Raw genomic sequence first — 21,542 nt, forward strand, 5'->3', positions numbered from 1 at the left:
AGGCTCAAGCCAGAGGATGGGTTGGACAGCTGAGCTTGGCTAGGCCAGGGGTGTTCAGGGGCTGATGGTTCAGCGGTGCAATCGGCACCGCTGAACTGATCTGACCGGTTCCAAGACAGACGATGCAGGTTCGGAAGCGATCCCCCGACACCCGCTGCATCCCACTACCACCACAAACGGTGCACGTGCACATGATCCGAAGGATCTGACGATGAAGTCAGTGTGGGTCGGAAACCCACGCCTGATCCCGAAGTGTTCCTTAAGAAATCACCGCATTGATTGCTGGCTGCGTCAAGTGTTCGAGCAACTCTGTTGCACTGAGACGCGCCTCAGGGGCCACCAGCTGAAGGCCTGAGGCCAAACGACCAATTACCGCAGCCGCATCCAACCCCGCATCACGCAAGGGTTTCAAGCCTGCACTGGCTTCACGCTTGGAGAGTTTCTGGCCGCTGGCATCGCAGAGCAGCGGCCCATGGCGGAAGCGGGGCGGAGCTTCACCCAGGGCCGCAAAGAAGCTGCGCTGCGCTGGCAGGGCCTCGCGCAGATCCGCACCACGCACCACATCGTTGATGCCGAAACTGAGTTCGTCGATCACGGTGGCGAGCTGGTAAGCGATGAAGCCATCGGCTCGCCGCAGCACCACATCGCCACTGCCGTGGGGATCGTCGTCGGCAACCCGAAGTCGCCAACTGGGGAGCCGCTGCCGCTGCCAGCCCCAGTTGTGAGCGGCCTTACGGCAGAAGCCGGGATAGATCGGCTGATCGGCAAGCTCACGCCGAGAGCAGCGACAGGCAAACAAAAGTCCGGATCGGCGCAACCACGACAACCAAGAGTGGTAGATGCCACGCCGCTCGCTTTGCAGCAGCACCGGACCATCCCACGTCAAGCCCAACCAGCGCAGATCGCTTTGGATCGCCTCGATCGCACCGGCGCGGTTGCGCGGTGTGTCGAGGTCATCGATGCGCAGCAACCAGGCCCCACCGGCCTGACGTGCTGCCAGCCACGAGAGCAGGGCCGTCTGCAGGTTGCCCAGATGGAGCAGCCCGGTGGGCGATGGAGCGAAACGGCCGCGGTAGCCACCGGCGGCAGCCAGGGAACGACCCGCCTCAAGATGCCGCTGCAGATGCTCTGGAAGAGCCATCACCAGAAACAGCCATCAAAAAAGGCGACCCCGATGGGCCGCCAGGACAACACGGTTGAGACGTCGATCAGCCCTGAACGCGATCCTTGAACATCTTGCCGGCGGTGAAGGCGGGAACACGCTTGGCGGGAATCGCGATCTTCTCGCCGGTCTTGGGGTTCAGACCCTGACGGGCGGAGCGCTCACGGGGTTCAAAGGAGCCGAAACCCAGAATGGACACTTTCTTGCCTTCCACCACGGAGTCGATGATCGTGTCGATGGCGGCGTCGACAACCATGGAAACGTCGGTCTTGGTGAGCTCGGTGCGAGCAGCCACCAGATTCACCAGATCAGCTTTGTTCATTGGTTAGAGAGAGTCGGGGGGCGGGAGACGGCTCAGATACGGCGTCGTGGGCTCGCCGCTGCCTTCCCCAAGCGGCCCAATCGTATGGAGAGCAACCGGTTGCTGCAAGCGAAACGTGCTGTGCCGCAATGCTTTAGCAGTTCTCCGCAACATCACTCCAACCACTGAAGGGCACGAGACGCTCACCACGCAAAGCACCAAGCGCCGCCCCAGACAGCAGTTGGGGACTGGCATCTGAAGGAATCCAGTCCCTGAGTTTGGCCAGACTGTTCAGCTGTCTGGGCCAGTGAAAGGTGCGGGCATGGCGCATCGGTGCGAGCTGACCTGGCGCCCATGGCGTCAGCAAACGCCCGCAGAACAACAGATCTTTTGGTGGCGGAGCGAACACCACACAGCTTCCCGGCGTCGGACCCGGCGTCCACAACAGCCGCAAACCACCGGCGGTGGTGTGGTGCTCAGAGAAGGTCTCCAACGGCTCAACGTTGGGCAAGAGATAGGCCTCCTGTTCTTGCACCAGCACGGGCCAGCCCAGGCGCTCCTGCACACGACGCAAGCGCCCATGGCCTTCACGGCTGGTGAGCAGGATCCTTGGGCTGCGGGTTCCCGCCAACTGGCGCAGAGCCGTGAGACTGGCCTCCGTCAATGGCGGACAGTCGACCAACACGGGCTCGGGGTCCAGATCCAGCCACCAGGAACTGCCGCCCTGGCTGTCGCGGTTGGGCGGAAACAACCAGAGGTCGTCACGCAGCTGCTGCGGCGGCCGACCGGCCTCAAGTGTGGTGGTCATCGCCATTGGTTCAAAACAACGGACCAAACCACTAGTTTGAAGTCGAGATGCCCCAACGGGCTTTGAGTGGCATTCACCCCGGTTCTCCCTGGCCCCTGGGCAGCAGCCTCACCAGGCAGGGGGTGAATTTCGTGCTGGCGGCCCCCGGGGCCGACCGGATTGAGTTGCTGCTCTACAGCAACAGCAACGACCGCAGCCCGGAACGGGTGATCGAACTTGATGTTCGACGTCACCGCTCGGGCGACTACTGGCACGTGGAGGTGGAAGGAGTCGGCGAAGGCTGCTGTTACGGCTACCGCGTCTTCGGGCCACTGGCACCAGGGGGCCATGGCTTCCGCCCCTCCAAGGTGTTGCTCGACCCCGCCGCCCGCGCCATTAGCGGCTGGGACGTCTACGACCGGGTGCTGGCCACCGGCCCCTCACCCAATGCCCATGCCTGCCTCAAGGCGGTGGTGTGCGAACGGGATCTGTTTGATTTCCAGGCCCATCCGCGCCCACGCCACAGCTGGCAACGCACGGTGATCTACGAACTGCACGTTGGGGGCTTCACCCGCCGCGAGGATGCGGGCGTTGCCGCAGCGAACCGCGGCACCTACCTCGGGCTGATTGAGAAGCTGCCCTACCTCAAGGAACTGGGCATCACGGCGGTGGAGCTGTTGCCGGTGTTCTGCTTCGATCCAGCCGATGCCCCCCCGGGGCGTGACAACGTGTGGGGTTACAGCCCCCTGAGCTGGTTCACACCCCACCACGGCTACTGCAGCAGTGGCGATCCGCTGCAGGCCCGCCATGAGGTGCGCCAACTGGTGGCCGCCTGCCATGACGCCGGCATCGAAGTGCTGCTGGATGTGGTCTACAACCACACCACGGAAGGCAACCGCCATGGCCCCACCCTGAGCTGGCGTGGCTGTGCTGATGACGTCTACTACCACCAGAACGACGACGGCGATTATCTGGATGTGAGCGGCTGCGGCAACTCGATCGCCGCCAATGCGCCGATCAGCACCCAGTTGATCCTCGAATCGATGCGCTGCTGGGCCCTGGAGCTGGGGGTGGATGGCTTCCGCTTCGACCTGGGCATCGCCCTGAGCCGCGGCAATCAACTCAAACCCCTCAACGACCCGCCCCTGTTCACGGCGATGGGAGCCGACCCGCAGCTGAGCGACCTCAAACTGGTAAGCGAACCGTGGGATTGCGGCGGCCTCTATCGGCTGGAGGATTTCCCCGCCAAGCGGATCGGCACCTGGAACGGCCATTTCCGCGACGGCGTGCGGCGTTTTTGGAAGGGTGACGACCACAGCACCTGGACCCTGGCCCAGCGGTTCAAGGGCAGCCCTGATCTCTATGACGGCAAGCCCGTAGCCCTGGGGCGCTCGGTGAACTTCATCACCGCCCATGACGGCTTCACCCTGGCGGATCTGGTGAGCTACAACCGCAAGCACAACCTGGCCAACGGCGAAGACAACCGCGACGGCGAGAACCACAACAACAGCTGGAACCACGGCATCGAAGGCCCCAGCAGCAATCCCCTGGTGCAGACTCTGCGCCGCCGGCAACAACGCAACCTGCTCAGCTCACTGCTGCTGGCCCGCGGCGTGCCGATGCTGCTGATGGGCGATGAAGTGGGCCGCAGCCAGGGAGGCAACAACAACAGCTGGTGCCAGAACAGTCCGCTGGGGTGGATGGTCTGGGATGAAGACCATTGCGACCTGGAACTCAAGCTGTTTCTGCAGCGGCTGCTGCAGCTGCGTCAGGCCCTGCCGCAGCTGTTCAATCCGCTGGTGCCGCCACGGGAAAGCAACCGCAAATCAGCGCCACAGCCATCCGAAGCGCGAAGCGATCTCTGGCGGCAATGGCACGGCGTGAGCCTGGCCAAACCCGACTGGGCGGCCTGGAGCCGCACCACGGCTACCAGCCTCCACAGCGGCAGCCGCGGTGCCCTGCTCTGGATGGGCTTCAACGCTTACAAGGAAAGTCTCAGCTTTGAATTGCCGATTCCGGCCTCCCCCTGGAAGCGGGTGATCGACACCTCGTTGCCCAGCCCCCAGGATTTCCCGGCTGAGCCGGTGAACTTCAGCGGCGTGGAGATACCTCTGCAAAGCCGGAGCTTCGTGCTGCTGCTCGCCGAAGAGGAAATCTCGGGTCTTCGGTTGTAATCAGAGCGGGTGACGGGAATCGAACCCGTGTCATCAGCTTGGAAGGCTGAGGTCTTACCATTACACAACACCCGCGTAGTACAAACGAACCACTGCCCCAGGGGCTGGTGGAGTCGTGAGCACGCATCCATTATGGCAATCCGCCTGACCCCAGCCTCCGCGTGACATCGACCGACGCATCCCTGCAGGGATCCCGCCGCAGGCTGATGCTCGCCTACGGCCTCGGCGACGCCGGCACCGGGATTGCCGCGACCCAGCTGGGCTTCTATCTCTTTCCCTTTTTCATCTGCGCCGCAGGCCTGCCGGCCTTCATCGCCGGCTCCCTGCTCACGGTGAGCAAGGTGTGGGACGCGCTGAATGATCCGTTGATCGGCTGGCTCAGCGACCACACCCGCAGCCGCTGGGGCCCGCGGTTGCCCTGGATGCTGACCGCAGCCCTGCCCCTGGGCATCAGCCTGACGGCGATGTGGTGGGTGCCCCCGGGCGACACGGTGCAGCGCACCACGTACTACGCCGTGATGGCGGTTTTGCTGATGACCGCTTACACCAGCGTCAACCTGCCCTACGCCGCCCTCAGCACCGAACTCACGCCAAACACCGCCATTCGCACCCGCCTCAATGCGGCGCGGTTCACCGGCTCGATCCTGGCGGGCCTGAGCGGATTGATCGTGGCTTCGGTGGTGCTCACCGATGGAGGTGGGGGCTACCTGGCCATGGGCCGGATCACCGGCAGCATCGCTGCCACCACCACGCTGCTCTGCTGCTGGGGGCTGGCCCCCTATGCCAAGCGGGCCCAACGCCCGGTGCCCAACAACGAGCCGCCGATGCAGCAGCTGAAACGGGTGCTGGCCAACCCCCGCTTCCGCCAGGTGCTGGGGCTTTACCTCCTGCTCTGGTTTGGCCTGCAACTGATGCAGGTGGTGGCACTGATCTGGCTGGTGCAGGTGGTGCACGTGCCCGCCAACCTCTCCACCTGGATCCTGTTGCCCTTCCAGATCGCCGCCCTGCTGGGGCTTCAGCTCTGGAGCAACATGAGCAACCGCATCGGCCGCGTCGCCACCCTGCGCTGGGGCGCTGGGCTGTGGATTAGCGCCTGCCTGCTCTCGATGCTGTTTCCACCCCTGGCGGCGGATCCCGGCGTGCTGCAACTGCTGCCGCTGGTGGGGCTGATTGCCCTGGTGGGGGTGGGAGCGGCGACGGCGTATCTGATTCCCTGGTCGCTGCTGCCCGATGCGATCGACGCTGACCCAAGCAAACCCGCCGGGCTTTACACCGCCTGGATGGTGTTCGGCCAGAAGCTGATCATCGGCCTGACCATGTCGGTGTTCGGCAGCCTGCTCTCGCTCACCGGCTACATCTCCGCCAAGGGAGGCAACTGCAGTGGAGCGCTGAGTTTCATCGAACAGCCGGATTCAGCCCTGCTGGCGATTCGGCTCTGCATGGGCCTGATTCCCTCCATCCTTGTGCTGCTTGGCCTTGTGGTGATGCGAGGCTGGCCCGACCGTGGAGCCCACCTGCAGAAGGCCGCCGGATGAACACGCCCCGTTCGATCAAACGCCTGGGCGCCAGCCTGCTGATCGGAGGCCAGGCCGTGGCCGCCACCCTGCGCGGCCGCATTGATCGGGGCGAGCTGTTTGAGCAACTGCTGGACGCTGGCCCGGGCAGCGTGCTGATCGTGTTGATCATCTCGGTGGCCGCCGGCTCGGTGTTCAACATTCAGGTGGCCGCAGAACTCACCCGCCAGGGGGCGGGATCAACGGTGGGCGGCATCCTTGCGATCGGCCTGGCGCGGGAGATCGCCCCCCTGCTCACCTCCTGCCTGCTGGCCGGCAAGGTCGCCACCGCCTACGCCGCCCAGCTGGGCACGATGAAGGTGACCGAACAGATCGACGCGATCACCATGCTGCGCACCGATCCGGTGGAGTACCTGGTGGTGCCCCGGATGATCGCGATGGTGGTGATGGCTCCGGTGCAGTGCTTCTTCTTCTTCCTGGTGGCGGTGTGGTCGGGCCAACTCACCAGCACAGCCCTCTACAACATTCCCCCGGCGGTGTTCTGGACTTCGGTGCGCACCTGGATGGCCCCGCTGGACCTGCCGTTCATGATGGTGAAGGCCGTGGTCTTCGGGATGATCATCGCCACGGTGGCCTGCGGCTGGGGCCTGACCACCCGTGGCGGCCCCAAGGAAGTGGGCACCAGCACCACCGGAGCGGTGGTGATGATCCTGATCCTGGTGGCCTTAATGGATGTCGTTCTCACCCAGGTTCTATTCGGAGCATGAGTTCAACCCCCGCCCCCGTCACCCTCAAGCCGGATGTGCGGCTGCCGCTGCTGGTGGTGGCCCTCGGCCTGGCGCTGCTGCCGTTGCCTTTCTCCCCCTGGCCCACCTTTGTGGTGTCGCTGTTCGGCCTGTTTCTACTGATCCAGAGCGCCAGCCTACGGCTGGAATTCAAAGAAGACGCTCTGATCGTGTGGCAGAACGGCCGCGAACTGCGGCGTTTCCCCTACGACCAATGGCTGAGCTGGCGGCTGTTCGCCCCCTGGCTACCGGGCCTGTTTTTTTTCCGCGAAACCCAGAGCATTCACTTCCTGCCGATCCTGTTCAGCCCCAAGGAGCTGCGGGAACAGCTGGAACTTCGGGTGGGGGCGCTGGAAGTGCCGAACGGCGACCCGGAAGGCAACACGAGCAATAGCGCGAAATAGCACGATTTCGAAACGATTTCGCGCAGATATCCATGCAATTACGTGCAGAATTGTCGCAGTTGTGATGCCACCTGTTTTTCTGCGGCCTGGTCGGCTGGAATGGAGTGATGGAGAGCACGGCAGCTGACGCAATGCCCGACGACACCGACCTGACCCCCCAGGCGCCTGAACCGGAGCAGGCCCCAGCGGAATCCAGCGACGACACCAGCAGTCAACCCGCCAGCATCACCAGTGCCGAGCCCTCCGCCGCAGAAGCCAATCCCGTGATGGAGCTGGCCCTCAAGGAACTGCAGGAGCGCCGCGATGCCCTGCAGGCGGAGATCACCGCCCTCAGCTCCCGCAAGCAGCAACTCGAGGCCGAGCTGAAGGCCAACTTTGCCGGCCAGTCTGACGCCATCGCCCGCCGCGTGAAGGGCTTCCAGGAGTACCTGGGCGGCGCCCTGCAGGACCTGGTGCAGAGCGTGGAAAACCTGGAGCTGGTGGTGCAGCCGATGGTGGTGCAGCCCTCCCCCCTCGATCAGGCGGCAGACAACGCAGCAGCGCCAGAGAAGGCTGACGAGAGCGCTCCGCCGCCAGCGGTGGCCGACACCTTCCGCCCCGATGAAGAGCTGATCCGGCAGACCCTGGAGCGCTTCCTCAAGCAGCCCGACGTCTACGCCGACCCCTGGAACCTGCGGCGCAGCATCGATGCCCGCGACACGGCCCTGCTGGAGGACTGGTTCTTCAATCAGGGCGGACGTGGCGCCCAGCCCAGCCGCGGCACTCGGCCGCGCAACATCCTGGCGAGTGCGGCCCTAATCGCGGTGATCGGTGAGCTGTACGGCGATCAGTTCCAGTGCCTGGTGCTGGCCGGCGGCCCCGAACGGCTCGGTGAATGGCGGCGGGGCCTGCAGGATGCCCTCGGCCTGGGCCGGGAAGACTTCGGCCCCAGCAGCGGCATCGTGCTGTTCGAACGCCCGGAAGCCCTGGTGGAGCGGGCCGACCGGCTGGAGGAGCGGGGCGAAGTGCCGTTGATCCTGATCGATGCCGCGGAGCGCAGCATCGACATCCCTGTGCTTCAGTTCCCGCTCTGGCTGGCCTTCGCGGCCGGACCGGGTGAACGCCTCGACGACGACAATCTGCTGTGATCCAAACAGCCCTCACCTCTCTGCTACTCCTGGCCATCGGCTACCTGCTGGGAGCCATCCCCAGCGGTTACCTCGCCGGTCGCTGGCTCAAGGGCATCGACCTGCGCGACTGCGGCTCCGGCAGCACCGGCGCCACCAACGTGCTGCGCAACGTGGGCAAGGGCCCAGCCCTGGTGGTGTTCCTTGTTGATGTGGGCAAAGGCGCCCTGGCGGTGCTGCTGGCGAAAAGCATCGGCCTGAGCGACTGGCTGCAGGTGCTGACGGGCCTGGCGGCCTTGGCAGGTCACATCTGGCCGATGTGGCTGGGCTGGAAGGGCGGCAAGGCGGTGGCTACCGGCCTGGGCATGTTTCTTGGCCTGGCCTGGCCGGTGGGGCTGGCCTGCTTTGGCCTGTTCATGGCCGTGATCTCGATCTTCCGGATCGTGTCACTCTCCAGCGTGGTGGCTGCCGTCGGGCTACCGCTGTTGATGCTGATCTCCGGCGGCAGCAGCGCCTACGTGTCGGTATCTCTTGTGGCCAGCCTAATGGTGCTCTGGCGCCATCGCAGCAACATCGAACGGCTGCTGGCGGGCACCGAACCCAAGATCGGACAAAAGTCTTGAGCACAGCCGCCGACAGCGATCAGACCACAAGCTCGCTGCAACAGAGCGCAAAAGCAGCGCTGGGGTCGTCGGCCTTGCTGATCGGCCGGCCGATCACCAGCTGACTGGCACCAGCGGCAATCGCCTCAGCCGGCCCCATCACCCGGGCTTGATCACCAACAGCTGCGCCCTTTGGGCGAATGCCTGGGGTGACCAACGCGAACGGTTGAGGGTGTTGAGCCCGCAATGCCGCGGCCTCCAGGGGTGAGCACACACAACCACCAATGCCGGCGGTCGCCGACAGCTGCGCCAATGCCGGCACCCGTTCGGCGATGCCTTGGGTGATGGCGAGTTCCTGTTGCAGCCGTTGTTCCTCCCAGCTGGTGAGCACCGTGACCGCCAGCAACGTAGGAACGGGTTGACCAGCAGCTTTGGCTCCTTCCTGTGCCGAGGCCTGGGCTGCCTTAAGTGCTTCGCTGCCGGCGCAGGCATGCACCGTGATCAGCTCGGCCCCCAGCGCCGCCGCCCGCCGGCAGGCACCGGCCATCGTGGCGGGGATGTCGTGAAATTTGAGATCGAGAAACACCCGCAGCCCTTGCTCACGCAGCTGGGCCACCACTTCAGGCCCCGCCTGCACGTACAGCTCCAGACCCACCTTCACCCAGCGCAGCCCGTCCACCTGGGCGGCAAAGCGCAGCGCCTGCTCGGGCGCCATGCCATCGAGGGCCACGATGATCCGATCGGCGGGGTCAGCGGAAAGCGACGGAGCCAAGGCAAGCGAGTGATCCGGAGTCCATCCTGTCGCCTCGGCCAGCGCATCTCAACGGATGTTCAGGCTGAGGTCGAAAGCCTGATGCCAGTTGATTGCTCAATGAAGCTCAAATAGTCGCGCTGCGATTCAGGCTTTCGCATGAATTCGATGCCACCACCAGCAAGACCGGCAGTTAACGCCCAAAAAAGATGAAAAACTCGACAGGCCTTGATGTGCTCGTAATTCAAAGGCCTGATGGCTTGATAAGCCTGAAGAGCCCCGTCCATGATCTGTTCCCACAAATGAGATGACATCCCCCATCCAATCTGGGGAATAAAAACCAGATAATCATTCATTGTGTGAGCAAGATCAACCGCGGGGTCAGAAATACAAAATGACCAGTCCAGAACCCCGGATACAGAACTATTTTCAAACATCAGATTACCGCCGTGATAGTCACCATGAATCACAGCAAGATTCTCACCATCAAGGGGCAAATGATCCCGCAGCCAAGCCATCAGATCAGCAGCCCAGGGAGTCTTCTCTTCAAAAAATCCCAGTGCCTTTTGATGAACAAAAGGGTCCAAAAATCGCTCATCCGGAACACCAGCCCGCCTGAACGACTCAACAATGGGCCTCACATCCAGCCCATGCATGGTGGCCATCGACTCACCCACGGCCTTGGCATGAAGCTCTGGAGCCAGCTCAAACACCGTTTGACCGGGCACCAGCTCCATCACCGCAAAAACACCTCCTAAGACTGATTTGTCTGCACAAACGCGATGAATCATGGGGGCATTGAGGCCCTGCTGATTCAGGATCTGATGCACAACCTGATGATGCAAAAGCTCCGCCACCTCACGCGCTGGACGCAGAATGCGAAGAACCCTTGGCTCCTGGTCAATCAGCTTGTAGCGATACAGCCGGGCATCAGCACCACCGGTCAGCCGTGATGGTTCAACCTCATAGGCGACACGATCTGAGAATTCCGATTGCAGATAGGCCAAAAAATAGGCAGTGATCTGCTGATCAGATCTGAATTCAGGTTCAAGGGCTAGCGCTGGCATTGTTCTTCGCTCTGATGAACGAACAATCTCGCCGGTTCCCTCTCGGCGGATCCCCCAAAAGGGGGATATCCGGCGGCTCAGGCCACCAAGCGCCGGAAGGTTTTCTTGCCCAGCTGCAGCACCTTGCCCTCCAGCTCCGCCGCTGAGGCGAACTCCTGATTGGGATCGGTGATCTTCTCCCCCTCCAGCCGCACCGCACCGCCCTTGATCTGACGGCGGGCTTCGCTGCTGCTGGCGCAGATGCCCACGGCACTGAACAAATAGAAAGCCTTGGCCGGGAAGTTCACCTCCGCCAGCGACGCCTCGGGCACATCAGCGCCGGCATCACCGCTGCCGCCCACCAGGGTGGCGGCATCGCTCTGGGCCTTCTGGGCTGCTTCGATGCCATGACGGCTGGCGGTCACTGCCAGGGCCATCGCCTTCTGCTTTTCGCGTGGGTTCTCCGGCAAAGAGGCCAGATCCAGGTCGGTCAGCAAGGTGACGTAGTCGTCGATCGCCCCGTCGCCGACCTTCTCGAGCTTGGAGTACATCGAGAGCGGGTCTTCCTCCAGCCCCACCACGTTGCCAAGGCTCTTGCTCATCTTCTGAACCCCGTCCAGACCCACCAGAATCGGCAGCAGCAGGCCGAACTGGGTGCCCTTGTTGAAGTGGCGCTGCAGGTCGCGGCCCATGGCCACGTTGAACTTCTGGTCGGTGCCGCCCAGCTCCACATCCGCATTCACCGCCACCGAGTCGTAGCCCTGCAGCAGCGGGTAGAGGAATTCATGCAGGGCGATCGGGGTGCCGCTGCCGTAGCGCTTGGAGAAGTCGTCCTTGGCCAGCATCTGGCCCACGGTGCCGGTGCCGAGCAGGCCGATCACCGCCGGCAGATCCATGCCCTCCAGCCACTCAGAGTTGTATCGCACCTCCAGGCGGCCGGGGGTTTCGAAATCGAGCAGCGCCGTTTCCTTGGGCTGGTCTTGCCCCAACTGGCGCAGATAGGTGGAGGCGTTGGCGGCCACCTGCTCCTTGCTCAGCTGCACCCGCGTGGCGCTCTTGCCGGTGGGATCACCGATCCGCGCCGTGAAATCGCCGATGATCAGCACCGCCGTGTGGCCCGCATCCTGGAAGGCCCGCAATTTGCGGAACAGAATGCTGTGACCCAGGTGGATGTTGCTGCCAGTGGGGTCAATGCCCAGCTTCACCCGCAACGGCCGGCCTTCTTTTTTGGCCTGGGCCAACCGGGCCGCTAGGGCCTGATCCGCATCACTGGGATCCCCGGCAGGGAACAGGTCGGCCATGCCCCGGGACAACCAATCCGGCAACGACGGGATGGAGTCCGGCATGGGGAGGCGCAACGAGCGAGCGCTGGCGATCGTACGAGTCTTGGCTCAGGTCGAGCTGGTTCAGCTGGGGCTGTTTCAGGTAGAGGGGGGCTGCTCGATCTGCGCCTTCATCCGCTCAAGCGTGGAGTTCATCTGATCGAACATCTGCTCGGGAGTGATGCCGAACTGGCTGAGCTGGGTGCGCAGCTGCTCCACCGTGAGCTTGGCCTGGAAATCCTCCGAGAGTTCAAAGCGCTTCATGAACACCCGATAACGGCCCATCAGCTCTTCCATCGTCTCGATGAACTTCTTCTTGCCCTCCCGATCGAACTTGCCGTACTCACTGCCCAGCTGCATCAGCTGCTGGTAATCGCTGAACAGGCGCTTAGCTTCGTCCTGAACGATGTCGGAATCGAAGAAGGCCATCGTCGGCGTTGCGCACTGTTTCGGCAAAGTCTGCCAAGGATTCACCAGTGGCAACGGGGGTGATCGCCGCACCTTGGCTTGGCATCAGCGAAGGCGTTTTGTACGGTCTTGCTGACCCGCACCACCCTCTGGTGGCATCCGAATTCATGGTGAGTTTCGGGCCGCCTCCAGGATGTGGACTTCACAGCTCAGCTCAGCGCGATGCGTGAGCTTCCCCAGCGCCACCGGCTCCTGTTGGAAAGGCGCCGCATCGTGGTGGCCTCCGCCGATCGCGTGTTGATCAGCGGCCTGGTGCACAGCCTCAACGGCATCGGCTCCCTGGTGGGGGCCGCCAGCACCGAAGCGGAAGCCCTCGCCTGTCTCAGCCACACAGCCGCTGATCTGCTGATCTGCAGCGACCAGCTCGAGCGCGGCAACGGCCCCTCCCTGGTGGCGGCTGCCAAGGCTCAGCAGCCCACCCTGCGCTGCCTGATGTTGATTCAACGCCCGTTGCTCAGCACGATTCACGCCGCGGCCAAGGCGCAGTGCGAAGGGCTCTGCAGCCATGAGCGAATCGGCAATGGCGGCCTGCTCAGCGTGCTGCGCGCCATGGAGAGCGATGGCAGCCACATGGATCCGGTGATTGCCGGCGTGGCCAACCACGACCGCGGCTCCAGAGGCGCCGCCCATCCCCTCAGCGACGTGTTGAGCCTGCGGGAAGAGGACGTGCTGCGCGGGCTCTGCAAAGGCCTCAGCAATCAGGAGATTGCCGATCAACTGCATCTCTCGATTGAAACCACCAAGCACTGCGTCACCGGGCTGCTGCGCAAACTCGATGTCAAAAGCCGCACCCAGGCGGTGCTGATCGCCTTTCAGCGCAACCTGGTGGATCCACCGCTGCCGATTCCGCGCTGGACCCCCTAGCCCTGAAGGAGCATCCTGAGGGGACTCCAACGGTGCAGACGCCATGGTCAAACGCGCCGCCCTTACAGCCCTGGTGGTTCTCAGCGTCAGCAGCCTCGTTCAACGAGCAGGCTTCGCCGCCAGCGAGCGCACCACAGCTTTGGTAACCATCGCTGAGGCCAATGCCCGCTGCCTGGTCGAAACCGAACAAATGAAGGCCGCCAAGGTCCAAGACATCGCCACCCGGTTTCTAATCAGCAAAGGAGTGAGCGACGCCAACCGGAACGAGGTGAAAAGCGCTCCCGGCTACGACGATCTGATGCGCCAATACATCGACGAACAGGGGGGGTGTGAGGAGCTTGTGCGCCAGCTGCGCTGACGCGGCCCCTGCACCCTCGTTAAGGTCGGCCCATCTCGGCTGAGCAGCATGCCCCGCAGCCACTGGTTGGATCCCCTGGCCAGGCGGGTGCTGCAGGCCACAGGGCAGCTGCCAGCAACACCCCAGCCGGCGTTGCCGCAGCCTGAACCGATCGCGCCCGAGCCGCCGGCCTGGGTGATGGATGTGAACCGGGCCAGCCGCGATCAGTGGCTGCAGCTGCCCGGCTGCAGCCGGGACACAGCCGATCTGCTGGTGCGCCTGCAGCGGGGTGGGGTGCAATTCGCCAGTGCCGATGATCTGTTCCGGCTGCTGGAGCTGCCGAGCGATCTGGCCAGGCTCTGGAGCCCCCATCTGCTCTTCCAGTGGCACGGCGATGCTCCACCGCAGCCGCAGACCGCTCCCCTCGACCTCAACAACGCCAGCGACGATCAGCTGGCCCTGCTCGGCTGGCCGGAACAACGGCTGGCCAACCTGATGCGGGAACGCCGGCGCGCTGGTTTCAAGGATCTGGCCGATCTGCAGGAGCGGCTCTGCCTGCCCGCCAGCAGCGTGGAAGCCCTGATCGGCCGAGTGAGTTTCGGCAGCCGCCGTGCCGGGCCCAGCCTGCCGCTGCCCTGATGCAGGGGGATCTCTTCTCCACCGGCGCGCTGGCCTTCAGCAACGGGCCCGACCTGCCCCTGCAACGGGAGCAGCTGCTCGCCTGGCAAGAGCGGCTGCATGCCCATCAGGCGCCGCTGTTCCGTGGAGAAAGCGCCGGCGCAGCCCAGGGGGATCTATTCGGTGCCAGCCCCGATGACGCTGCCACGGCCATCAATCCACTGGCCCTGACCCCCCTGGCGATGAGTTTCTGGCGCTGGCCGGAGCCGTCGCACCGCGGAGCAGCGATCTACCTGGTGATGGACAGGCCAGCCCAGCTGGAGCAGCCGCTTCTGCTGTATGTGGGCGAAACCCTGGCCGCCGAGCGCCGCTGGAAAGGCGATCACGACTGCAAGGCCTACCTCGCCGCCTACGGCGAAGCCCTGCAGCGCTGTGAGCTCAGCGCCCAGCTGAGCATCCGCTTCAGCTGTGATGTGCCCAAGGCCACCCGCGCCCGGCGGGCCCTGGAACAACAGCTGATCCAACGCTGGTGGCCTCCGTTCAACAAGGAAACCCGCCAGCGCTGGGCCACCCCCTTCACAGCCGAGCTCTAAGACCGAACCCATCGCACGGGATCGCTACGCTCATCCTTTGTTGACGCGTCCACCCATGCGCTTCTCCCTGTCCTCCGCCGGTTTGCAGGAGTGGAACGGCGATGTGCTGGCGGTGGGACTGCCCCAGGGCGATGTCGACGCCACGGCAACGTCCCTGGAACAACGCTTTGCCGGCATCACCGATGCCCTCAAGCAGCAGGAGTTCAAAGGCAAGCCCGGGGACCAACTGGTGATCACGCCCCTCGGTGGGGGACCGCAACGGCTGGTGGTGCTGGGTCTGGGCGAGAGCGACGCCATCGATACCGACCGCCTGCGCGGTGCCGCCGCCCGGGCCGCCAAAGCCGCCATCGGTTGTGAAGGCAGCCTGGGCCTGCAACTGCCCTGGGCGGGAAGCGATGCCCAAGAAGCTGCCCGGATCTGCGCTGAAGCGGTGCGGCTCTGCCTCTACAAAGACCAGCGCTTCCGCAAGGAGCCGGACCCGCGCCGGATCCCTGAGGCTCTGGAGCTGATCGACCTCAACCCCGCCGCCGAAAGCGGCTTTGAGGCGGTGAATGCCACCTGCGCCGGTGTGGAACTGGCCCGGGAGCTGGTGGCGGCCCCCCCGAACGTGGTCACCCCGGCCGCCCTCGCCGACACGGCTGCTGGCATCGCCAAGGACCACGGCCTTGAGCTCAAGGTGCTCGAGCGCAGCGACTGCGAAGCCAAGGGCATGGGTGCCTTCCTGGCCGTGAGCCAGGGCTCCGATCTGCCGCCCAAGTTCATCCACCTGATCTATCGCCCCGAGGGCGAGGTGAAACGCCGCGTTGCCCTGGTGGGCAAAGGCCTCACCTTCGATTCCGGCGGTTACAACCTCAAGGTGGGTGCAGCCCAGATCGACATGATGAAGTTCGACATGGGCGGCAGTGCCGCTGTGCTTGGTGCCATGCGCAGCATCGCCGAACTCAAGCCAGCCGGCGTTGAGGTGCACATGGTGGTGGCCTCCTGCGAAAACATGGTGAATGGCTCCGCCGTCCACCCCGGCGACATCGTTAAGGCCGCCAACGGCATGACGATCGAGATCAACAACACCGACGCCGAAGGCCGGCTGACCCTCGCCGATGCCCTGCTCTACGCCTGTGAGCAGAAGCCCGATGCCGTGGTTGATCTGGCCACCCTCACCGGAGCCTGCGTCATTGCTCTGGGGGATGAGATGGCCGGACTGTGGTCCAACCACGACGATCTGGCAGAGGCCCTCGATGCTGCCGCTCAGACCGGCGGGGAAGGGCTCTGGCGCATGCCACTGCGGCAGTCCTACAAGGATGGATTGAAGTCGTTGCTGGCCGACATGAAGAACACCGGCCCGCGACCCGGCGGTTCGATCACAGCGGCCCTGTTCCTCAAGGAGTTCGTGGCAAAAGACACCGCCTGGGCCCACATCGACATCGCCGGGCCGGTCTGGAGCGACAAGGGCAAAGGCGTCAATCCCGCTGGTGCCACCGGCTACGGCGTGCGCACCCTGGTGAACTGGGTGCTGGCCCAGTCATGAGCCGCTCCCCGGTGCGCTGGTACATCAAGGCCCAGTTGGGGGTGCTACTGCTCCCGGTTGGCCTCTGCCTGTTCGGCGAGGCGGTGAGCCGGAAGGTGGTTCAGATGCTGGGCAAGGACGCAGGCCCCTGGTTCTGGTACGGAACCCTCAGCCTGATCTGCATCAATGCCGGCATTGGCCTGATGATCGACAGCGGACTGACCCGAGGATTCCCGGGACGACGTCAGAGCTGATCAGGAGGCAACCGGCTGCAGTTCGAGCGAACGATCCGGGGTTTCAAGTGCATGGATCTGCCACCGTGCTCGCTCAGAGCAGGTTTCCAACACACGATCAAGATCGTCTGACGCGTGCTTCGGTGACGCGTAGGGACCGATATGACGGGTGCCAAGACCATCCTTAATGGTCAGCAGATACATACAACCCTCCTCTCACCAGCAGATCGTAAGCGTGGCTCGAAGCTTGGTCGATGGCCGGAAACCCGTCTGTTCACTGAGAACTTGCTGAATCATTCAGGTTGTCGCGCTTAATCTTTTCAACAGGTTGAGTGTTGGTTTCTTAAGGAATTCGACCAGATTTGATCAAGTAACGGCCCACTCAAATCCCATAGAGCGATCTGAAAGCTCTCGCTTTTTTCTTGGGTCCCTCACAGCAGGGATGTTTTGTCGCGATGGCGACGACCAGCCTCAGGAGCCCAGGCCATCCTTCGGATGCTTCTTTCGGTGAAGGGGCAATGCGTCGATCGCGGGGGTGCCTAGGGGAACACCCCCTTTTTTTTGGCAATCAGCCCACCAGGACAAGGCCGACGTTGAGAATTGCCAGCCCCACCAAGAACACCGCCGCCAACAACGCCGCTTCGGGGAAGAATTTGGCAATCACAAATCCCACCCCGAGAAACACCGAGGAAATCACGATGGCGGTGAGGTCCGTTCCCATCGAAGGGCGCTGACAGGCTGCTTCCCACGATGACGAGATCCCGCGCGAATCGTGATCGCCGAACCCGTTCACCCCATAACAAACCCTTGCCGGGACCTACTTGGTATAGGTGACGCCTCGGTAGGTGAGGGTGCGCTGGCCTTCGCGCAGGAGCTCCTGGCGGCAGGTGTTGTCGTGCTCGCGCCGGTAGGTCAACTCAACGCAGACCTTGGGTGCTGATGGTGCTGCTTCGTAGGTGTGACCTCGATAAAGAAGTGCCGTCATTGGATGTTCCTCGAGAAAACCCAAGTCCCCGTTCCGTGACTTGGAGCGTCTGCGCCCCCGCAAGCAGGGGTGAACGTTTTGTAGCGGTTGCTACAAACACATTTATAGACCAGCCGCCAGCCCCGCGTTGCTCGAGCGGATACACGCCAGCCCTCGATCAGCGCTCCTCGCAGACGGGCGCACTGGCAGGCCATCCATCCATCGACCAGATCACGTCAGAGACCGCATCGGCGTTGATCCACTTGATGACGCCGGTGTCCACGTCAGCCACCTGAAACAAGGACGGGAGCCTGGGATGGCGAGCACTCCCCTCACAGAAGATCACTTGCCCCATCCACCAATCCCCCTGATCAAGGTGATCTCCACCCACAATCACGAAGTGCCCTGGGCGGACATGAAGGAACGGAGCTTCCGCCTTCACCGCGAGATCGCCGTGATCAACCGACATGCACACCTCTCGAGCTGGTACACCTGTACTCATAGCCACGGTGACACTTGTTTGGCAACCAGAAGATGGGAGCTGGCGCCGGGGTTCAGGTGTGTTGCCAGACTCTGACGTAAGCACTTTTGCTCCCTGGACGTGGATCGATGGGTGTCTAGGTTTCGACAGTCCTCAGTTCTGTAGGCCCCCTTTCGATCGCACATGGTCCTGACCCTGATGCTGTCGAGAACGCCAATCGATGACTGACCGCACCCTCAGCATTTCCAACGCACTGCGCGAAGCGCAGCTGCAGCGCCTGGAAGCCTCCCTGGCCGCCAAGGCGGCATCCAAGCCTCAGGCCACAACACAGCCAGCTAAAGACAAGGACCCAGAAGCACGCGACTGATCGCAACAGTCCTCACGCATTCCTTGATCAGATCGGCATATTGATGGACATCCGGCGCCTGCCGATGTTCTCAAGTGCTGTGCTGTGGAGTCACTGCTCTCGATCCTGTTGGGTGTCACCCTCGCCTGGGCGATCACACGGGTGATCATCTGGCTGAGCGATCGGGCTCGCTTACGGGGGCGGTCTGCGGAAGATTAAGGCTGCCATCCTTGAGCGATGGACCGATCCCCTGCAGAACAGGAACTCAATCGCATTGAGCGTGAACTGGATATGAACTAACCGCCCGGAGGGAAACCACCCGTAAAGCGAGGTGGTAGTCAGAGTGGAAAGTCAGGCAACCGATCCCTGGATGCCGTGCTGGTCACAGCGCTGCTGCTGGTCGCTGTTGCCGCATCACTGGTGTTCGCAGGCCAACTGAGCAAGGATCAACGCATGCAACTGACGGCTGGTTCCGTCGGTGGAGCTGTTGGCCTGTTGCTGGGCTATGGCGTCGGCAGGCTGAGGCCTTAAGACCACTGGAACTGAGCGCTAGCTCCCCCAGCTGTTACCGGAGCGAGCGTTGTCGCCCCAGACGCTGTCGAGCCTGCGGTCACGACCACAGCTGAACCGGTAGAAGTTGTATTTGACAGCGTTGTTCTCGGCATAGTTCTGGTGGTAGCCCTCGGCCGGCCAGAAGCGAGCTGCCTGCCTGAGCTCCACCTTCAAGGCAGACCGTGGTTGTCCGAGCTCGCTGGCCGCCGCCTGCGCACTGGCCTCGGCAGCCTCAGCCTGATCGACATCGGCCGTGAAGATCACCGGCCGGTAGGAATCGCCGCGGTCGCAGAACTGTCCACCCCCATCGAGGGGATCCACATTGCGCCAGTAGCTGCGCAGCAGCTCCGCATAACTGATCTGATCTGGATCAAAACGCACCTGCACAGCTTCCTGATGCCCAGTGGTCTCACTGCTCACCTGCCGGTACGTGGGACGCTCCACCTGGCCGCCGCTGTAGCCGCTGACGGCATCACGCACCCCCGGCAGATCCTCAAGGTCGTGCTCCAGGCACCAGAAACAGCCCCCGGCAAACACAGCCGTCTGCAACTCAGCCATGGCGCGCTGGGGCCAGCTGAACAACATCAGGCAGGTGAACAGCAGCAGCAGAGTTCGTTTCAATCGATCACCTGATCAAAGATGGCCTTGGCCGCCCGCTCAGTGACCCCAGGAGCCCCCAGGGTTGCCCGCAGTCGGTCATACCCCTCCAGCATGGCGTGGCGCTCAGGGGTGGCGGTCAACAAAGGGAGCGCCCTCTCCACCAGGGCCTCAGCCGTGAGTTCATCCTGCAGCAGCTCCGGCACCAACCGCTGCTTGAGCAACAGATTCACAGGCGAGATGTGGTCCACCTGGAAGCGCAGGACGTGGCGGGCAACCCAGGCGGTCAGTCGGCTGACGCGGTAACCCACCACCTGGGGAACCCCCTGCAGAGCCAGTTCCAGATTCACCGTGCCGGATTTGCCCAAGGCAAGATCCGCCGCTGCACAAAGGGTGGTCTTCAGCCCATCCGCTTCAGCGGCGGGAATCACCCGCCCGTTATGGACTCCGGCCTCCTGCAGCGCCGCAGCCAGGGGCGCTTCGAACGCTGCAAGCCCAGCGGGCAGAAGCACCTGAAGATCAGGGTGGCGTTGCTGCAACAGAGCAGCCGCCTGGGCCAACGGTGGCATCAGATAGCGCAGCTCCTGGGGCCGCGAGGCCGGCAGCAGCAACAGCACCGGGGCCTCAGGATCAAGACCCAGTTGGCGACGGGATCTGGCGCGATCGGGCAGGTTCTGGAAGCTGTCCAGCAACGGATGACCCACCCAGCTCACATCCGCACCACGGGCGGCATAAAACTCGGCCTCCGCCGGGAAGATCGCCAGGATCTTGTCGGTGAACCCAAGCAGACGGGTGGTGCTTCCATCGCCAAAGCGCCAAGCCCACTCCTGGGGGGCGATGTAATACGTGATCGGCAGCTCGGGCTGCTGGCGCCGCAGCCGAGTGCCCAAGCGGACATTGGACCCGACGTAGTCGATCAACACCACACCATCAAGGGGATGTTCCGCCAACAACGCATCAACCCGGGCCTGCAGACGCAGCGTGGGAAGAATCAACGGAACGGCCTCCCACAGGCCGATGGCTCCCATCGGCGCGGTGTCGGCGATTAATGCTGCACCCGCCGCCTCCATGCGCGGGCCACCCAGGGCCAGCAGCTCCAGCTCAAGTCCCCGTCGTTCCGCCTCCAACCGCAAGGCGCGAATCAACAGGCTGCCCTGCAGATCACCGGAAACCTCTCCGGTGCTGATCAGCAGCCGAACCATCAGCGGCCCTGCACCGGCATCGGACCCCGTCGGCCCTGACCGGTGGAGGCTTCCAGGAACCGGCAGAAGTGCTCAGCCGCCGGCAGCAAGGGCTGGCTGCGGGCCTGCTGAAGCGCATCGGCAATCACCAGGTCAGAGCGATACATCAGGGTCCAGATGTCCTGCAGCTGCTTGAGTTCAGCGCCGTCATGATTGGCAGTCAGGCCACTGCGCCGCAGGCCGACGCGGTTCAACCCCCGCACCCGGCCCGGATGCCCTTCCACCAGGCAATAGGGGGGCACATCCCGGTCGACACGGGTCATGCCGCCCACCATCGCCATCCCACCGATGTGCACGAACTGGTGAATGCCCAGACAGCCACCCACCACCGCACGGTCTTCGATCACAACGTGGCCCGCCACCTGGATGGCATTGGACATCACGATGTTGTTGCCCAGATCGCAGTTGTGGCCCAGATGGCAGTAAGCCATCAGCAGGTTGCCATTGCCGATGCGGGTCACCTCGCCTTCTTCGGTGGCGCGATTGATCGTCACGCATTCCCGCAGCGTGTTTCCATCACCGATCAACACCTCGGTGTTGGCACCGCGGTACTTGAGATCCTGTGGCGGAAGACCAAGGCAGGCGCCCGGGTACACCTTGTTGTCACGGCCCAGGCTGAGCCGACCATCCAGGACGGCATGGGGACCGATCCAGGTGTTCTCTCCGATCACCACCTCGGGGCCGACCACCGCACCGGGGCCGATCACCACGCCGGCGGCCAGCTCGGCCTTCGGGTCCACCACCGCCGTGGGGTGGATCTGCTGTGACGTCGTTTGCTGCGACATCCCGC

At 63.6% G+C, this 21,542-nt stretch carries 29 protein-coding genes and 1 tRNA gene; 14 read left to right on the forward strand and 16 right to left on the reverse strand.

Translation table 11 applies throughout. The annotated features are described in order from the left end of the window. Positions 1 to 4: 4 nt before the first annotated feature. The 4 genes from SynA1562_RS10125 to SynA1562_RS10140 all read right to left on the reverse strand — a co-directional run bounded on the left by SynA1562_RS10125 (position 5) and on the right by SynA1562_RS10140 (position 2,277). Positions 5 to 193 carry a hypothetical protein gene (locus SynA1562_RS10125; protein WP_186493764.1) on the reverse strand — a complete coding sequence of 63 codons (189 nt, stop codon included), beginning with the start codon at positions 191 to 193 and terminating at the stop codon, positions 5 to 7. A gap of 66 nt (positions 194 to 259) precedes the next feature. Next, positions 260 to 1,141, reverse strand: coding sequence for a tRNA glutamyl-Q(34) synthetase GluQRS (gluQRS, locus tag SynA1562_RS10130; protein ID WP_186493765.1), 882 nt, complete (start codon positions 1,139 to 1,141; stop codon positions 260 to 262). Positions 1,142 to 1,208: 67 nt separating this feature from the next. Then, positions 1,209 to 1,484, reverse strand: a complete 276-nt coding sequence (locus SynA1562_RS10135) for an HU family DNA-binding protein (RefSeq protein WP_006850925.1) — start codon at positions 1,482 to 1,484, stop codon at positions 1,209 to 1,211. Between the two features lie 133 nt (positions 1,485 to 1,617). After that, positions 1,618 to 2,277 carry an MBL fold metallo-hydrolase gene (locus SynA1562_RS10140; RefSeq protein ID WP_186493766.1) on the reverse strand — a complete coding sequence of 220 codons (660 nt, stop codon included), beginning with the start codon at positions 2,275 to 2,277 and terminating at the stop codon, positions 1,618 to 1,620. 41 nt (positions 2,278 to 2,318) lie between these two features. Between SynA1562_RS10140 and SynA1562_RS10145 the strand changes: the two genes are divergently transcribed. Continuing rightward, positions 2,319 to 4,424, forward strand: a complete 2,106-nt coding sequence (locus SynA1562_RS10145) for a glycogen-debranching protein (RefSeq protein WP_186493767.1) — start codon at positions 2,319 to 2,321, stop codon at positions 4,422 to 4,424. 4 nt (positions 4,425 to 4,428) lie between these two features. On the opposite strand, the gene SynA1562_RS10150 is transcribed toward SynA1562_RS10145, so the two are convergent. Further along, positions 4,429 to 4,499 (reverse strand) — tRNA-Gly (locus SynA1562_RS10150). A 131-nt stretch (positions 4,500 to 4,630) separates the two neighbouring features. Between SynA1562_RS10150 and SynA1562_RS10155 the strand changes: the two genes are divergently transcribed. The 5 genes from SynA1562_RS10155 (at position 4,631) to plsY (ending at position 8,856) form a co-directional block, all read left to right on the forward strand. After that, complete coding sequence (locus SynA1562_RS10155; protein WP_186495403.1) at positions 4,631 to 5,959, forward strand: MFS transporter; 1,329 nt, start codon at positions 4,631 to 4,633, stop codon at positions 5,957 to 5,959. Further along, a complete protein-coding gene (locus tag SynA1562_RS10160; RefSeq protein WP_186493768.1) occupies positions 5,956 to 6,705 on the forward strand; it encodes an ABC transporter permease in 750 nt (249 codons plus the stop codon). Before SynA1562_RS10155 ends, SynA1562_RS10160 begins: the two co-directional genes overlap by 4 nt. Continuing rightward, entirely contained in the window at positions 6,702 to 7,127 is a 426-nt protein-coding gene (locus SynA1562_RS10165; protein ID WP_186493769.1) for a DUF3119 family protein, read from the forward strand. The genes SynA1562_RS10160 and SynA1562_RS10165 overlap by 4 nt, the downstream gene beginning before the upstream one ends. 107 nt (positions 7,128 to 7,234) lie before the next feature. Continuing rightward, entirely contained in the window at positions 7,235 to 8,254 is a 1,020-nt protein-coding gene (locus SynA1562_RS10170) for a DUF3086 domain-containing protein (RefSeq protein ID WP_186493770.1), read from the forward strand. Further along, the gene (plsY, locus tag SynA1562_RS10175) at positions 8,251 to 8,856 is read left to right on the forward strand and encodes a glycerol-3-phosphate 1-O-acyltransferase PlsY (protein WP_186493771.1); all 606 of its coding nucleotides are present in this window, start codon (positions 8,251 to 8,253) and stop codon (positions 8,854 to 8,856) included. The genes SynA1562_RS10170 and plsY overlap by 4 nt, the downstream gene beginning before the upstream one ends. A 19-nt stretch (positions 8,857 to 8,875) precedes the next feature. Here plsY and pyrF read toward each other — a convergent pair whose 3' ends face one another. From pyrF to SynA1562_RS10195, 4 genes are all read right to left on the reverse strand, one after another. Next, complete coding sequence (pyrF, locus tag SynA1562_RS10180; protein ID WP_186493772.1) at positions 8,876 to 9,607, reverse strand: orotidine-5'-phosphate decarboxylase; 732 nt, start codon at positions 9,605 to 9,607, stop codon at positions 8,876 to 8,878. 59 nt (positions 9,608 to 9,666) lie between these two features. After that, the gene (locus tag SynA1562_RS10185; protein ID WP_186493773.1) at positions 9,667 to 10,653 is read right to left on the reverse strand and encodes a phosphotransferase; all 987 of its coding nucleotides are present in this window, start codon (positions 10,651 to 10,653) and stop codon (positions 9,667 to 9,669) included. Positions 10,654 to 10,730: 77 nt separating this feature from the next. Further along, a complete protein-coding gene (tyrS, locus tag SynA1562_RS10190; protein WP_186493774.1) occupies positions 10,731 to 11,978 on the reverse strand; it encodes a tyrosine--tRNA ligase in 1,248 nt (415 codons plus the stop codon). 75 nt (positions 11,979 to 12,053) lie between these two features. Beyond that, entirely contained in the window at positions 12,054 to 12,383 is a 330-nt protein-coding gene (locus SynA1562_RS10195; protein WP_186493775.1) for a DUF1825 family protein, read from the reverse strand. 201 nt (positions 12,384 to 12,584) lie between these two features. On the opposite strand from SynA1562_RS10195, the gene SynA1562_RS10200 reads away from it, so the two are divergent. The 6 genes from SynA1562_RS10200 to SynA1562_RS10225 are packed head-to-tail and all read left to right on the forward strand — an operon-like array spanning position 12,585 to position 16,592. Beyond that, the gene (locus tag SynA1562_RS10200) at positions 12,585 to 13,286 is read left to right on the forward strand and encodes a response regulator transcription factor (RefSeq protein WP_186493776.1); all 702 of its coding nucleotides are present in this window, start codon (positions 12,585 to 12,587) and stop codon (positions 13,284 to 13,286) included. Positions 13,287 to 13,329: 43 nt separating this feature from the next. After that, the gene (locus tag SynA1562_RS10205) at positions 13,330 to 13,644 is read left to right on the forward strand and encodes a hypothetical protein (protein WP_186493777.1); all 315 of its coding nucleotides are present in this window, start codon (positions 13,330 to 13,332) and stop codon (positions 13,642 to 13,644) included. Positions 13,645 to 13,692: 48 nt separating this feature from the next. Further along, on the forward strand, positions 13,693 to 14,262 hold the full coding sequence (locus SynA1562_RS10210) for a hypothetical protein (protein ID WP_186493778.1): 570 nt from the start codon (positions 13,693 to 13,695) through the stop codon (positions 14,260 to 14,262). Beyond that, entirely contained in the window at positions 14,262 to 14,834 is a 573-nt protein-coding gene (locus tag SynA1562_RS10215; protein ID WP_186493779.1) for a GIY-YIG nuclease family protein, read from the forward strand. Before SynA1562_RS10210 ends, SynA1562_RS10215 begins: the two co-directional genes overlap by 1 nt. Before the next feature lie 55 nt (positions 14,835 to 14,889). Next, complete coding sequence (locus SynA1562_RS10220) at positions 14,890 to 16,359, forward strand: leucyl aminopeptidase (RefSeq protein WP_186493780.1); 1,470 nt, start codon at positions 14,890 to 14,892, stop codon at positions 16,357 to 16,359. Continuing rightward, the gene (locus SynA1562_RS10225) at positions 16,356 to 16,592 is read left to right on the forward strand and encodes a hypothetical protein (RefSeq protein WP_011365057.1); all 237 of its coding nucleotides are present in this window, start codon (positions 16,356 to 16,358) and stop codon (positions 16,590 to 16,592) included. Before SynA1562_RS10220 ends, SynA1562_RS10225 begins: the two co-directional genes overlap by 4 nt. Here SynA1562_RS10225 and SynA1562_RS13095 read toward each other — a convergent pair whose 3' ends face one another. The 4 genes from SynA1562_RS13095 to SynA1562_RS10240 form a co-directional block, all read right to left on the reverse strand. Further along, positions 16,593 to 16,775, reverse strand: a complete 183-nt coding sequence (locus tag SynA1562_RS13095) for a hypothetical protein (protein WP_041435123.1) — start codon at positions 16,773 to 16,775, stop codon at positions 16,593 to 16,595. Between the two features lie 364 nt (positions 16,776 to 17,139). Then, complete coding sequence (locus tag SynA1562_RS10230) at positions 17,140 to 17,292, reverse strand: hypothetical protein (RefSeq protein WP_186493781.1); 153 nt, start codon at positions 17,290 to 17,292, stop codon at positions 17,140 to 17,142. Between the two features lie 96 nt (positions 17,293 to 17,388). Next, entirely contained in the window at positions 17,389 to 17,556 is a 168-nt protein-coding gene (locus SynA1562_RS10235; protein ID WP_255445645.1) for a DUF4278 domain-containing protein, read from the reverse strand. 157 nt (positions 17,557 to 17,713) lie between these two features. Next, on the reverse strand, positions 17,714 to 18,004 hold the full coding sequence (locus tag SynA1562_RS10240; RefSeq protein ID WP_186493783.1) for a DUF3104 domain-containing protein: 291 nt from the start codon (positions 18,002 to 18,004) through the stop codon (positions 17,714 to 17,716). A 232-nt stretch (positions 18,005 to 18,236) separates the two neighbouring features. Between SynA1562_RS10240 and SynA1562_RS10245 the strand changes: the two genes are divergently transcribed. Both SynA1562_RS10245 and SynA1562_RS10250 read left to right on the forward strand, forming a co-directional pair. Further along, positions 18,237 to 18,383, forward strand: a complete 147-nt coding sequence (locus tag SynA1562_RS10245; RefSeq protein WP_186493784.1) for a hypothetical protein — start codon at positions 18,237 to 18,239, stop codon at positions 18,381 to 18,383. Between the two features lie 354 nt (positions 18,384 to 18,737). Further along, on the forward strand, positions 18,738 to 18,893 hold the full coding sequence (locus tag SynA1562_RS10250; RefSeq protein ID WP_186493785.1) for a hypothetical protein: 156 nt from the start codon (positions 18,738 to 18,740) through the stop codon (positions 18,891 to 18,893). An 18-nt stretch (positions 18,894 to 18,911) separates the two neighbouring features. On the opposite strand, the gene msrA is transcribed toward SynA1562_RS10250, so the two are convergent. Genes msrA through lpxA form a run of 3 tightly spaced genes read right to left on the reverse strand, consistent with a single transcriptional unit; the run spans position 18,912 to position 21,537 of the window. Continuing rightward, on the reverse strand, positions 18,912 to 19,535 hold the full coding sequence (gene msrA, locus SynA1562_RS10255; protein WP_255445646.1) for a peptide-methionine (S)-S-oxide reductase MsrA: 624 nt from the start codon (positions 19,533 to 19,535) through the stop codon (positions 18,912 to 18,914). Continuing rightward, on the reverse strand, positions 19,532 to 20,713 hold the full coding sequence (gene lpxB, locus SynA1562_RS10260; RefSeq protein ID WP_186493786.1) for a lipid-A-disaccharide synthase: 1,182 nt from the start codon (positions 20,711 to 20,713) through the stop codon (positions 19,532 to 19,534). The genes msrA and lpxB overlap by 4 nt, the downstream gene beginning before the upstream one ends. Continuing rightward, positions 20,713 to 21,537, reverse strand: coding sequence for an acyl-ACP--UDP-N-acetylglucosamine O-acyltransferase (gene lpxA, locus SynA1562_RS10265; protein WP_186493787.1), 825 nt, complete (start codon positions 21,535 to 21,537; stop codon positions 20,713 to 20,715). Before lpxA ends, lpxB begins: the two co-directional genes overlap by 1 nt. Positions 21,538 to 21,542 lie beyond the last annotated feature (5 nt).

Source organism: Synechococcus sp. A15-62, assembly GCF_014280075.1.
In the GTDB taxonomy this organism is placed as follows: domain Bacteria; phylum Cyanobacteriota; class Cyanobacteriia; order PCC-6307; family Cyanobiaceae; genus Parasynechococcus.

Bases quoted from the DNA above. Each gene is read 5' to 3' on its own strand.
- SynA1562_RS10125 (WP_186493764.1), bottom strand. From the start codon at position 193: ATGTGCACGTGCACCGTTTGTGGTGGTAGTGGGATGCAGCGGGTGTCG.
- gluQRS (WP_186493765.1), bottom strand. From the start codon at position 1,141: ATGGCTCTTCCAGAGCATCTGCAGCGGCATCTTGAGGCGGGTCGTTCC.
- SynA1562_RS10135 (WP_006850925.1), bottom strand. From the start codon at position 1,484: ATGAACAAAGCTGATCTGGTGAATCTGGTGGCTGCTCGCACCGAGCTC.
- SynA1562_RS10140 (WP_186493766.1), bottom strand. From the start codon at position 2,277: ATGGCGATGACCACCACACTTGAGGCCGGTCGGCCGCCGCAGCAGCTG.
- SynA1562_RS10145 (WP_186493767.1), top strand. From the start codon at position 2,319: ATGCCCCAACGGGCTTTGAGTGGCATTCACCCCGGTTCTCCCTGGCCC.
- SynA1562_RS10155 (WP_186495403.1), top strand. From the start codon at position 4,631: ATGCTCGCCTACGGCCTCGGCGACGCCGGCACCGGGATTGCCGCGACC.
- SynA1562_RS10160 (WP_186493768.1), top strand. From the start codon at position 5,956: ATGAACACGCCCCGTTCGATCAAACGCCTGGGCGCCAGCCTGCTGATC.
- SynA1562_RS10165 (WP_186493769.1), top strand. From the start codon at position 6,702: ATGAGTTCAACCCCCGCCCCCGTCACCCTCAAGCCGGATGTGCGGCTG.
- SynA1562_RS10170 (WP_186493770.1), top strand. From the start codon at position 7,235: ATGGAGAGCACGGCAGCTGACGCAATGCCCGACGACACCGACCTGACC.
- SynA1562_RS10185 (WP_186493773.1), bottom strand. From the start codon at position 10,653: ATGCCAGCGCTAGCCCTTGAACCTGAATTCAGATCTGATCAGCAGATC.
- tyrS (WP_186493774.1), bottom strand. From the start codon at position 11,978: ATGCCGGACTCCATCCCGTCGTTGCCGGATTGGTTGTCCCGGGGCATG.
- SynA1562_RS10195 (WP_186493775.1), bottom strand. From the start codon at position 12,383: ATGGCCTTCTTCGATTCCGACATCGTTCAGGACGAAGCTAAGCGCCTG.
- SynA1562_RS10200 (WP_186493776.1), top strand. From the start codon at position 12,585: ATGCGTGAGCTTCCCCAGCGCCACCGGCTCCTGTTGGAAAGGCGCCGC.
- SynA1562_RS10205 (WP_186493777.1), top strand. From the start codon at position 13,330: ATGGTCAAACGCGCCGCCCTTACAGCCCTGGTGGTTCTCAGCGTCAGC.
- SynA1562_RS10210 (WP_186493778.1), top strand. From the start codon at position 13,693: ATGCCCCGCAGCCACTGGTTGGATCCCCTGGCCAGGCGGGTGCTGCAG.
- SynA1562_RS10215 (WP_186493779.1), top strand. From the start codon at position 14,262: ATGCAGGGGGATCTCTTCTCCACCGGCGCGCTGGCCTTCAGCAACGGG.
- SynA1562_RS10220 (WP_186493780.1), top strand. From the start codon at position 14,890: ATGCGCTTCTCCCTGTCCTCCGCCGGTTTGCAGGAGTGGAACGGCGAT.
- SynA1562_RS10225 (WP_011365057.1), top strand. From the start codon at position 16,356: ATGAGCCGCTCCCCGGTGCGCTGGTACATCAAGGCCCAGTTGGGGGTG.
- SynA1562_RS13095 (WP_041435123.1), bottom strand. From the start codon at position 16,775: ATGTATCTGCTGACCATTAAGGATGGTCTTGGCACCCGTCATATCGGT.
- SynA1562_RS10230 (WP_186493781.1), bottom strand. From the start codon at position 17,292: ATGGGAACGGACCTCACCGCCATCGTGATTTCCTCGGTGTTTCTCGGG.
- SynA1562_RS10235 (WP_255445645.1), bottom strand. From the start codon at position 17,556: ATGACGGCACTTCTTTATCGAGGTCACACCTACGAAGCAGCACCATCA.
- SynA1562_RS10240 (WP_186493783.1), bottom strand. From the start codon at position 18,004: ATGTCGGTTGATCACGGCGATCTCGCGGTGAAGGCGGAAGCTCCGTTC.
- SynA1562_RS10245 (WP_186493784.1), top strand. From the start codon at position 18,237: ATGACTGACCGCACCCTCAGCATTTCCAACGCACTGCGCGAAGCGCAG.
- lpxB (WP_186493786.1), bottom strand. From the start codon at position 20,713: ATGGTTCGGCTGCTGATCAGCACCGGAGAGGTTTCCGGTGATCTGCAG.
- lpxA (WP_186493787.1), bottom strand. From the start codon at position 21,537: ATGTCGCAGCAAACGACGTCACAGCAGATCCACCCCACGGCGGTGGTG.